Origin of the sequence: Stenotrophomonas sp. PS02289, assembly GCF_029960115.1 — a bacterium.
GTDB lineage: Bacteria > Pseudomonadota > Gammaproteobacteria > Xanthomonadales > Xanthomonadaceae > Stenotrophomonas.
Window position 1 is genome coordinate 1 of record NZ_JASCOZ010000144.1, and the last position, 11,268, is coordinate 11,268.

Annotated in this window: 10 protein-coding genes; 7 read left to right on the forward strand and 3 right to left on the reverse strand. The window is 63.4% G+C overall.

The features are described 5' to 3' along the window. Positions 1–391: hypothetical protein (locus QMX83_RS16645; protein ID WP_282297752.1), on the reverse strand; the 391-nt coding region annotated here is incomplete at its 3' end. 282 nt (positions 392–673) lie between these two features. Between QMX83_RS16645 and QMX83_RS21685 the strand changes: the two genes are divergently transcribed. The 5 genes from QMX83_RS21685 to QMX83_RS16675 all read left to right on the forward strand — a co-directional run bounded on the left by QMX83_RS21685 (position 674) and on the right by QMX83_RS16675 (position 8,058). Beyond that, entirely contained in the window at positions 674–2,776 is a 2,103-nt protein-coding gene (locus QMX83_RS21685; protein ID WP_336618967.1) for a glycosyl hydrolase family 18 protein, read from the forward strand. 180 nt (positions 2,777–2,956) lie between these two features. Further along, a complete protein-coding gene (locus QMX83_RS16660) occupies positions 2,957–3,949 on the forward strand; it encodes a hypothetical protein (protein ID WP_282297753.1) in 993 nt (330 codons plus the stop codon). Between the two features lie 89 nt (positions 3,950–4,038). Beyond that, on the forward strand, positions 4,039–4,368 hold the full coding sequence (locus tag QMX83_RS16665) for a hypothetical protein (protein WP_282297754.1): 330 nt from the start codon (positions 4,039–4,041) through the stop codon (positions 4,366–4,368). A gap of 123 nt (positions 4,369–4,491) precedes the next feature. Next, positions 4,492–5,784 (forward strand): hypothetical protein, encoded by a 1,293-nt coding sequence (locus tag QMX83_RS16670; protein ID WP_282297755.1) that lies wholly within the window; start codon positions 4,492–4,494, stop codon positions 5,782–5,784. A 189-nt stretch (positions 5,785–5,973) separates the two neighbouring features. Then, positions 5,974–8,058, forward strand: coding sequence for a hypothetical protein (locus QMX83_RS16675; protein ID WP_282297756.1), 2,085 nt, complete (start codon positions 5,974–5,976; stop codon positions 8,056–8,058). Positions 8,059–8,168: 110 nt separating this feature from the next. Here the strand turns inward: QMX83_RS16675 and QMX83_RS16680 are convergent, their stop codons facing one another. Then, entirely contained in the window at positions 8,169–8,957 is a 789-nt protein-coding gene (locus QMX83_RS16680) for a thioredoxin fold domain-containing protein (RefSeq protein ID WP_282297757.1), read from the reverse strand. A 147-nt stretch (positions 8,958–9,104) separates the two neighbouring features. On the opposite strand from QMX83_RS16680, the gene QMX83_RS16685 reads away from it, so the two are divergent. Then, positions 9,105–9,722, forward strand: coding sequence for a hypothetical protein (locus QMX83_RS16685; protein ID WP_282297758.1), 618 nt, complete (start codon positions 9,105–9,107; stop codon positions 9,720–9,722). Here QMX83_RS16685 and xerD read toward each other — a convergent pair. Next, positions 9,719–10,696 (reverse strand): site-specific tyrosine recombinase XerD, encoded by a 978-nt coding sequence (gene xerD / locus QMX83_RS16690; protein WP_282297759.1) that lies wholly within the window; start codon positions 10,694–10,696, stop codon positions 9,719–9,721. The two genes, QMX83_RS16685 and xerD, sit on opposite strands and share 4 nt — an antisense overlap. 40 nt (positions 10,697–10,736) lie before the next feature. On the opposite strand from xerD, the gene QMX83_RS16695 reads away from it, so the two are divergent. Next, on the forward strand, positions 10,737–11,210 hold the full coding sequence (locus QMX83_RS16695; RefSeq protein ID WP_282297760.1) for an RDD family protein: 474 nt from the start codon (positions 10,737–10,739) through the stop codon (positions 11,208–11,210). Positions 11,211–11,268: the final 58 nt, after the last annotated feature.

An 11,268-nucleotide genomic window follows, 5' to 3' on the forward strand; every position in this document is an offset into this window, starting at 1 on the left:
GGGCGGCCAGCCCGCGGATCCCCGCCGCGCGGGGGGCGGGGGCGCCGGGCCCGCCGGCCAGGTCGATGCGCAGGCCACGTTCCACCCGGCGGATCGGCTGCCCGGCCCCGCGGACCAGTTCGGTGGCCTTGCTCGACCAGGGCGACAGCGTGCCCAGGCGGGGCACCACGAAGTGCGAGACCGCGCCCGCTTCCAGCGCCGCCAGCTCCGGCTGCGCTTCCAGGATCCGGCTCAGGATCACCGGGTCCGGGGCCGCATCGCCCTCGGTCTGGATGAAGTAGACATGCCAGGCACCGGTGATGCGCAGATCGGCGACCAGGGACTGCAGGCGGGATTCAAGACGTTCGCGGCGGAACGGCGAAAGGGCGGATGCGCCCTCGAGGACCATCATGTCCGGGGAACCGTGGTTGGGAACGGGGCCCACTATTCTAACCTCACGGGGCTCTGGCCCGTGAGGTCCGTCGCCGACGACCAGTCAACCGAAGTTTGCGCTGGCTCACGGATTGCCAACGCATTCCATGACAACGTTGCCACGACCCGCCCGGTGTGCATGCCTGGCGGGCCACCGTCCGCCCCCTCCAGCTGTTGCCGGCTCTCTCACCGGCCCCGGACCTGCTGCAACGCGGGGCGGCAGCCCGCCGCCCCGCGCCCCTGACCTGATCGGAGAATGACCATGACGGACCCGATTCTGCGCAGTACGGTGACATCGATATCCTCACGCCCCGCCGCCCGCCATCGACGCTGGCTGCTGGCCCTCGCCCTGGCCTCGGCCACCCTGACCCCCGCCTTGGCGCAAGCAGCCAACTGTACCGGGGCCCCGGAATGGAACGCCTCGGTGATCTACCTGGCCGGCACCACCCTGCAGAAGGGCGGCGTGCTGTACCGGGCCAACATCGACATCTGGAATGCCCCGCCGGACCACCCGGCCGGTGCGCCCTACTACACCAACCTGGGGGCCTGTGACGGGTCCGGCACCAACCAGCCGCCCAGCGTCAGCCTGACCTCGCCGTCCAACGGGGCCAGCTTCAGCGCCGGCAGCACCATCACGGTCAGCGCCAATGCCAGCGACAGCGACGGCTCGGTCAGCAAGGTCGAGTTCTTCCGCGGCGGCACTTCGCTCGGGGTCGACACCAGCGCGCCCTACAGCGTGACCTGGACCAATGCCAGCGCCGGCAGCCACACCTTCAAGGCCGTGGCCACCGACAACAACAATGCGGTGACCTCCTCGGCCACCGTGACGGTGACCGTCAACGCCGCCAGCAACGACACCACCGCGCCCAGCGTGCCCGGCGGCCTGAACTCGCCGTCCAAGACCGCCAGCACGGTCAGCCTGGCCTGGAACGCGGCCACCGACAACACCGGCGGCAGCGGCGTGGCCGGCTATGACGTGTACCGCAACGGCGGCCTGGTCGGCTCGCCCACCAGCACCAGCTACACCGACGGCGGTCTCGCCGCCAGCACCGCGTATACCTACACCGTGCGCGCCCGCGACAACGCCGGCAACGCCTCGGCGCAGAGCGCGTCGATCAGCGTCACCACCTCGGCCGGTGGCGGCAACGGCGGCAACAAGCGAGTGATCGGCTACTTCACCCAGTGGGGCATCTACGGGCGCAACTACCGGGTCAAGAACATCGACACCAGCGGTTCGGCTGCCAAGATGACCCACATCAACTACGCGTTCGGCAACGTGCGCAACAACCGCTGCGAAGTCGGCGTCACCGTGCCGAGCAATGAAAGCACCGGTGCCGGTGGTGATGCGTTCGCTGACTACACCAAGGCCTTCCAGGCCGGTGAAAGCGTCAGCGGAGCAGCCGATACCTGGGACCAGCCGCTGCGTGGCAACTGGAACCAGCTCAAGCAGCTGAAGGCGAAGAATCCCAACCTGAAGGTGCTGATCTCGCTGGGCGGCTGGACCTGGTCACGTGGCTTCTCCAGCGCGGCGCAGCCGGCCAACCGCCAGGCCTTCGTGGCCTCGTGCATCGACGCCTACATCAAGGGCAACCTGCCGGTGACCGACGGGGCCGGTGGCGTGGGCGCAGCCGCCGGCGTGTTTGACGGCATCGACATCGACTGGGAATACCCGGTGGCCTGCGGTCTGGCCTGCGGCAACCCGGAAGACAATGCCAACTTCACCGCCCTCCTGGCCGAGTTCCGCCGCCAGCTCGACGCGGTACGCCCGGGGCTGCTGCTGACCGTGGCGGTGGGTGCCGGCATCGACAAGATCCGCGTCACCGACCCGGCCACGTACCACCAGTACCTCGATTACATCAATGTGATGACGTACGACTTCCACGGGGCCTTCGACCCGATCACCGGCCATCACTCGGCGCTGTTTGATTCGCCGAATGATCCGTCCACCGGTGACGTGAAGCTGTACAACAGCAACGATGCGATGGAAGCCTTCCTGGCCCGTGGCGTGCCGGCCAGCAAGCTCAACCTCGGCATCGGCTTCTACGGGCGCGGCTGGACCAATGTGCCCAACGTCAACAACGGCCTGTACCAGAGCGGCAGCGCCGCCCCGGGCACCTACGAGGCCGGCATTGAAGACTGGAAGGTGCTGAAGAACCTCAACCACCCGGTGTTCACCGATGCCAACGCACGGGCCACATGGAGCTACAACGGCACCACCTTCTGGAGCTTCGACACTCCGGCACTGATCACCGAGAAGATGGGCTACGTGAAGGCGCAGGGCTTTGGCGGCGCGTTCTTCTGGGAGTTCAGCGGTGACGATGCACAGGGCACGCTGGTCAATACCGTCAGCAATGGCCTGAAGTAAGCAAGGCGCACCCGGGGCCGATTGCGGTCCCGGGTGTTGCGGTGGCGGGGTTCTGCGATCAGAGCAGGTACACCATCGCTGATGATGCTTCGAGGTGTGAAAACTTGCACATAGTTGCAAAGCCGGGGCGTTGATCTCCGCGCACAGTGTGGACTTCCCGTCACACTGGAGTGCTTCACGTTGACCACGATTCCCTCCCTGGCCAAGAACACCGTCACCCTGTTCCGGCTGTTCTCGACCACTCCGATCAAATGGGCCAAGAGGGCGCAGGCACCGATTGTGCGGGGCTTCCGTACCAATACGGCACCTTCGAGCAAAACGTCCTCATACATCTCGCTGGTCGAACTGAAGAATGTCGACCCCAGTCGCGTGGCCAGCCGTAACACCACGCGAACAGCGACTCAGCTACCACACGTGGCGACCTGCCCCACGCCGATCAAAGTGCAACTGCTCGAGGTGCGACAGCCAACCAGCTGGCTGCACGGCGCGTGGATGCCCGGCCACGTCAGCGCGCGCATTGCGGCCTTCGAGCAGCCAGTCGCCGCGCCGCTGAAAACAAAGCGACAGGCTCCAATGCCACCGTCTGAGCCCGTGCCGGCACCCGTGAAGACCATTGCGTCGATACCGCAGCAAACGCTGGCGCGTTCAACGTCAGCACCTGGGCAGACGGTCACACCGCCCCTCCCGCCGTCAGCACAGGCAGGTGCCAGCAACCCGCTGGGCCGTAGCAACTCCTATCCACCCACCACGCATCACGGAAAGGCGCTGTTTGCAGAGATGGCGGAGCACCCACTGGTGCTCAGCCGAGCGCCCTTGGAGTCGATGGGGAAGGCCAGTGAAGTGGAGGCCAACAGCAGCGTTCACGAAAGCGCTGCACTGCCCCTTCAAGGTCGCCCCTTGGATCCATTCCAGCTCGCTCTGACGGAAAGGATGGGAACGAGGGAACCTGCTGCGCCGATTGAGGTCACGGCAGAGGTAAAGCGTCAAGCTGAAAAACTGCGTAAGGAGCGGCAGGCCAAGCTCAATGCTGCCATGCGGAACGACCCAAGGAAACAGGCTGTGCCGACCCCACCCGGATCCGAGGAGTCTGACGCTGACACCCTCAAGAGGAATCTGATGGCCGAACTGAATGGCGTGCTAGCTACCAGGTCCAGGAAGGTTGCGAGCGGCTGATCGCCTCGTCCCGGGCGGGGCTCCCGCGCAGGAGCTCCGTTAGTCCCACTTCTACAGCAAAGTCGACTTCGCTCATCCGGATCAGTGATATGAAATCCACCCAAACTTCGCACGGCTTTCAAGCCCCAACGAGCACTGCACCCGTAAAGGCTACGCCTCCAGGTCAGCTGCTCATTCCGCGGCCCCAGCTCAACGCAACACTGGAGAGCGTCTACAACACCACGCACCGGACGGCCACCGCGCATCAGGCGGCCCACGCCGATAGCGACGACGAGGGCTGGGGCTCAGATTTTGATGATGTGTCCTGGACCAAGGAAGAGCAGGATTACTTCGACGCACGCTTCGATTGGGAAGACAGAAAAATGGCGGGCGTTGAGCGTGAACCCCCGCCGGTTCCCCCGAGGAGCTGGGCGAAGTAATCACGAACCTGAACAACCAGATCGGCAGATCCCCAGCCACGATCGCAAACTGAAAGCGGGCCGCCGCCCCAACCATCATGCTGACGGATTGAAGTCAGCGTTTACTAGGGAGATCCCTACGCCATGCTCATCAACTTCCCTGCCCTAGTTGCATCCTCGGTCGCGGCCCGGCATCCAGCTTCCGCTTCACATGCATTAGCGCACCGTGCACCCCGGTTCCCAACCGGGATGGTTGCTCAGCGCATTAGGGAGATCAACAACGGCACCTTCGGTAAAGTAGACCCGACCCGAAGCGACAAAAAGCTGAACACCGGTTTGCGCGACCGTCTGCAGCCCCTTCTCCTCGTACGCAATAAGGCGACGTCGCCGCTTGGTCGTGCGACATCGCGGTCGCAGCCAGCCACCACCCGTCCTGAAATCTTCCCGCGCTTCATCAAACACTCCGTCACCGGATCCCCCCCTCGCTCACCCAGCGTTGTTCAGTCACGCGTCGAACACCGGGATCGGGCGAAGCACCAAGTGTTCGCGACACAGCCGATGTCTCAAGAGCAAGGGTACCCACCGCCTCTCCGCAGAGAACGCCACCCGCTCGCGCTGCTGACGCTGCTGACGCACACGTCGTCGGCCCAGCACGCATCTCCCAGCAACGACATTGATCCCCTGGAATCGCAGGGCATGACGCACGTCTCCATTGTTGACGGTACTGGCCAGGGCGGCGTCGACAATGACACGATTCCTGCTGACTCGCGTAGCAAGGCGTGTTCGGCCACTGAAAGCGACGATGAAAGCGGCTGGGGCAGTGACTTCGATGATTGCGACAGTGATGATGACTTGAGCAGCGAAGATGAGGGGCCTCCCCTCCACTCCCCCGCGTACTTTGCAGACCTTGAAAAGCGCTTGAAAGCTGCCCTTCCATTTTTGCCGCGAAATCGCGCGTCAGACGAGACAATGACCCGCGCTTTCCTGCAATCGCGGAGCGACTCCGATACCGGGTACGCGAGCGCCCCCGGTACTCCCGGCCCCGACGAAGGTCAGCTGCGAGACATTGTTAAGGACGTCCGGGAGGAATTTGCGCGACTTGATAGGCGAGCGCTTCAAGCTTATGACGGAATGCCCGATGCTGAGAAGCAAATGCCCGTCCCCCCTCGCTCTCCGACTTTCGCGGAGATGATCAAGCACGGGCGCGAAGCGCTGAAAACACGTACTCATCCCAACCAACCCCCGCGCCCCACCACTGCAATGGATGACCTCCTCGATGAAGTTCAAAACTTCAAACTTGAGGATCTCAAGCCTGTTAACTCCAGCGCTCCTCAAATCAACAAAATCAGAGTTGCGCCTACTGATGCCGGCAGAAAGGTCAACACGACAGATCTATTGCGCCAGTTGATGGAAAAAATGCCCGATCCAGACATTTGATCCGCCCATGGACTGACCACCTGCAATGACCCAGGGGACGCGCTGCATGCGTTTGCACCTTCGGCGCGTCTCCGCCGGCTCCAGGTCAGACTGCCGGCGGGCGAGCAGCATGGATTTGAATATTTTCTGAAAGCGCGAACCCATCAGGAACGTACAGTTGCCCGCCCCACCCCACCAACCAACATTGCAGTGAAAATTACTCCGATTACGTTTGCAGTCAAGCACTTACACAAGGCTACAGACCTCGCGAGCCAGGCCAAAAAAGAGGCCGGCCGTGCGGCAATCGATCTTGCAGGCAGCAAATTCGCCCCACGCTTCTTTCAAAACATGGTGCTGGAAAAGATCCAGAACCGCTGGACCAACGTGAAAGAGCAGTTCCAGCTCAGCGCTTCGCAGTCCTCAACGCCCCCGATCACCGATCAACTTGTTACCAAGGCCTACAAAGCCACGCGCGACGAATGGAGCGTGAGGCACCCTGGTCAGCCACTGTGTGGGCCTCTTCTCACCCTTGAAGTCAACCGCAAACTGCTCACATTCTTGAATAACTGCCCTGCCAACACCCGGATCGCGATCGGGCAGCTATTGAGCAAGGACGCAGTGCACACACGCGCTATGGAAGATATGGGCGACGCCATCTCGGCAGGCAAATACCCGTCTACGGATATGCTCGCTGAGGCTGTCATCACGATCGCAGAAAAGGCGCCGCCGTCGAATCACCGAGACGTGCCACCCAACGTCCTTATTGCAGGCATCCTCGTCCCTCTCCCACTCGCGCGAGAGATGAAGTTGCAGCTGATGCACACCCTGATTCCGGACTGGCAAGACGGCTATTCCAGTGATGAAGAATCTCTCCAAGGCCCGACCAACAGCAGTTCGCGAGGGTCCACCTCTTCGCAAGGATCCATCACCTCTTCGGAATGGCCCGCTCCCACTTCGCGAGGGTCCATCACCTCTTCCGAGAGGTCCATCGCCCCTGTTTTCATTCGCAACCAAGACGGTGACGCTGCAGCCATTACCTCCCCTGGTGCTCCGACAGAGGAATGGGTTCGTGAGTGGGTGAGCTTCATTAAACAGCGCCCCGAAGTGGGCGATCTGAACCACCATGTCCACGCCGTTCGCATAAAGAATGAGGCTGAAGACCTCGAGCTATATAGCGGCGTCTCCTTTAGCATGGCCATCAGCGCGATTCGCGAGGCGTTCAAAGACCAGTGGCAATCCGTGTCAGAGCATGCGGAGCAAGTACTCAACGACGCGACTTACTGGCACAGAAAGGAAGCAGAGGAGTTCAGAAGCTCTATTTTCAACGCCAAGAACTCTGCGCTGGTAGACAAAATCAACGCGCTCCCGAAGGTTGCCGCGGTAAGGGGTAGCGCTGACGCCGCAGTTCGGAAGGAGTTGAAGCAGATCGTCAGAGATGTGCAGAGCCTCCCCGGCATTCGACCTACCCGTGCCGCCGGAAACGAGGGTGTGGCGCTACTGCAGATTGCAAACATGCTCCGCAACGGAAACTCGCCTCAGGAGAAGGCAGCAGGCGCTCTGGTGGAGGATCTTCGCCTGCAGATGATGCAGCAGGCAGGGTCCATCACCTCTTCGGAAGGGTCCATCATCTCTTCGAAATTGTCCTTCGCGGCTGATTTCATTAGCAACGAGGACGGTGACGCTGCAGCCCCTGTCTCCCTTGATGCCCCGACATCCATCACTAAGCCGACAGAGGAATGGGTCAACGAGTGGGTGAACTTCATTAAACAGCGTGCTGAGGTGGACAATCTGGACCACCGTGCCCACACCGTTCGCATAAAGAATGAAGCTGAAGTCCTCGAGCTAAATGACGGCGTCCCGTTTAGCTCGGCCATCAGCGCGATACGCGAGGCGTTTCACAAGGAGTTCAAAGACCAGTCGCAACCCGTGCCAGAGCATGCGAAGCAAGTGCTCAACGACGCGATTTACTGGCACAGAAAGGAAACAGAGGCATTCAGAAACGCTATTTTCAACGGAAAGAACCTTGCGCTGGAAGAAAAAATCAACGCACTATCGAAGCTTGCCGCGGTGCCGGGTGACGCTGACGACGTACTCCAGGAGAAGTTGAAGCAGATCGTCAGAGATGTGCAGAGCCTCCCCGGTATTCGACCTACCCGTGCCGCTGGCAACAAACATGTGGCGCGACTGCAGATTGCAAACATGTACCGCGACAGAGACTCGCTTCCGGACAAGGCAGTAGGCGCTCTGGTGGAAAAGCTTCGCCTGCAGATGATGCAGCAAACGGCGAGACCGTAACCCGTGCGCTAAGCCCAACTTTCAGCTGGAAAGCGCGCGAATGTGGGCCAACGATCTCGTTTAACCCACATCTCTGGAGGCCGGGCATTGCCCGGCCTCTCTTGATGTGATCAGGGTGCCAGCTTTTCCAGCGCGGCCTTCATCTGCGCCGGGGCGATATACCCCCCCAACTGCGTGCCGTCGGCGGCGAAGATCGCCGGCGTGCCGCTCACACCGATCTGCTGACCCAGGGTGTACTGCATGGCCACCGGGTTGGTGCAGTTCTTCGGCGTGACCGCCGCACCTTCCTTGGCCGATGTCAGCGCCTTGCGGCGGTCCACCGCGCACCAGACCGAGATCATGTCCGTGTAGTCCTGGCTGCCCAGCCCCATGCGCGGGAAGGCGACATACTCAACTGTAATGCCCATGCGGTTCAGCTCAGGCACGTCCTGGTGCAGCTTGCGGCAGTAACCGCATTCGATGTCGGTGAACACCGTAATGGTGTGCTTGGGATTGGCCGCGGCGAAGATGATGCGGTCGCCCTTGGCGATGCCGTCCAGCTTCTGCTTGCGGTAGCCCAGCAGCGCGGTGCTGCTGGCCGGGCGGCGGGCCTGGATGTCATAGGGCTGGTCCTGCACCAGGTAGCGACCGTCGTCAGACACGTACAACACCTGCCCGCCGACCAGCACCTCGCGGAAGCCCGGGAACGGGGCCGCGCCGATGAAATCCACCTGGAACTTCGGGTTCAGTGACTGCAGCGCGGCGCGCACGGTCTTTTCGGCCTCGGCCGGGGACACCGCACCGGCGGCGGGGGCGGCGGCGGCAGGCGTGGAGGAAGAACGGGCGGCGGGGGCCGTGGGCTGGGCGCAGGCGGTCAGGCTGAGGGCACCCAGCAGGGCAACGGCAATCACTCGAAGCATCGGGCATTCCAACGGGGGACGAATCTGCGGATTCTCGCACAGCCGCGCCCGGGCGTTCTGTCAACGTGATCGGAGCGCGACGGATTTCCGGAGGTCGCGGCGCTCAGATTCGTTAAGACTCCTCTGCCCCGCCCCCCCCCTCTTCCCATGAACGTACTTTCCACCGTCACCCACACCGTCAAAGCCTTCGTCGGGCGAAGCCTGAAGGCACAGGTACAACTGGCCACCCCCTCCGGCAGCACGTCGCTCATCAGCCGCCTGGCCGGTAAGCAGGCCCTCATGACGATCAGCAACCAGTCGAACACGCTGGCGAAATGGGTCAATGAAAGCCGTCTGTCCAGTGATCAACTGGTGCGGCGTACTGAACAGTTGGCCAGGTGTCTTATCACGGTGAAGCCGGGATCCGGACCTGAATGCACACAGTTGAGCAACGCCACCAACGACATATTGCGTAACATTCAAGACCGTTGCCGAACGGACCGGGCGAAAGGGCAGCTGAAGGACCTTTTATCGAGCCCCCAACGCCACGAACGTGCGTTGTTGAATCTCGGTGCCGCCTTCATGGGAGGAAAGCTGGCTGACGACGACGCGCTTAAGCACGCCGTGGGCGTCGTGTCTTTCTTCGCCCCGCTGTCGGGACCGGATATGAACTTCGTGATGCGCCGCGAACAGGTACTGGACGAAGTCGCAACCAAGTGGGAGCAGTGGGGCTTCGACATGCAACGGATGCGGGCCCTGTCGCCCCTCTCCAACCGCATTCGCTAACCCCGCGGATGATGCCGCGCGTGTAATTTCTGCAGATGCTCACGCGCCACCAAGGTGTAGATCTGGGTGGTGCTGAGCGAACTGTGGCCCAGCAGCATCTGCAGCGCGCGCAGGTCAGCGCCACGGTTGAGCAGGTGGGTCGCGAAGCTGTGGCGCAGGCCGTGCGGGCTGATCCTGGCCGGATCGATGCCGGCCAGCGCCGCATACTTCTTCACCAGCGCCCAGAACTGCTGACGGCTGGGCGGCTGCAGCGACAGCTCCAGGAACAACGGCACGCTGCCGTCGCGGGCGGCCGGCACGCTCCGCTTGCCGGCCAGCTGCGGGCGCGCTTCGGCCAGGTAGCGCTCCAGCCAGTGCTGGCTTTCCTCGCCCAGGGGCACCAGCCGTTCCTTGCTGCCCTTGCCGGTGACCCGCAGCACGCCCTGGCGCAGGTTGACGGCATTGGCCGGCAGGTCCACCAGTTCGCTCACGCGCAGGCCGGCGGCATACATGAGCTCGAGCATCGCGCGATCACGCAGGCCCAGCGGCTGCGCCACATCCGGGGCGGCCAGCAGCGCATCGATCTGGCTTTCGGCCAGCGCCTTGGGCAGCAGCCGCGGAAGGTGCGGTGGGTCGATCAGCGCGCTGGGATCCTCGGTGCGCTGCCCTCGGCGCACCGCGTCGGCGAAAAAGGCGCGCAGCGCTGACAACAGCCGCGCATTGCTGCGCGGCGACCAGCCGTGCCGGGCGCGCCACTCCAGGTAGTCGAACAGGCCCTTGCGATCGATCCCGGCCAAGCCCTGCCCGGCTCCGTCGCGCCAGCGCGCCAGCCCCTCCAGGTCGCGTCGGTAGCTGTCCAGGCTCGCCCGCGCGAGGCCTTGTTCGGCCCAGACCGCATCGAGAAAGCGCTGGATCAGCGCGTTGTCGTCATCGCGCAGCGGCGGCAACTGCTGCACCAGCTGGCGGCGCAACGCCGGGGTGGAAGTCTCTGACATGGGCACAGCATACGAGGGCCCGCGCAGGTATGCTCGCGGCATGATCACGTCACCCGCTGCCGTTGCCCCGGACCGCCCCGCTTCGTTGCTGCTGTGGCGGCTGCTGGCCTTGGTGTATGACTTCTTCCCGGCACTGGCGCTGTGGATGCTGGTCGGTGCGCTGTTCACCGCCGGCTATGCCGTCGGCCACGCCACGCGCGAGAACATCGCGCCCTTCAGTGCACTGCAATGGGTGCTGTGGGCCTGCTGCTGGGGCGTAACCGGGCTGTATGCCACGCTCAGCTGGCAGCGCGGCGGGCAGACCCTGGGCATGCGACCGTGGCGGTTGCAGGTGGTGGCGATGGAGGGCGGTGTTCCGCGCCGGGGCCAGCTGTGGGTCCGTTACGCGGTGGGCACGCTGTCGGTGCTGCTGGGCGGGCTGGGGTTGTGGTGGGCGCTGGTGGATCGGCAGCGGCTGAGCTGGCACGACCGTGCCAGTGGGACGCGGGTGCAGCGCCTGCCGAAGCGGACGTAGAGCCACGCCCTGCGTGGCTGCGCGGTGCCGGGTGGGTCGAAGCCACGCAGGGCGTGGC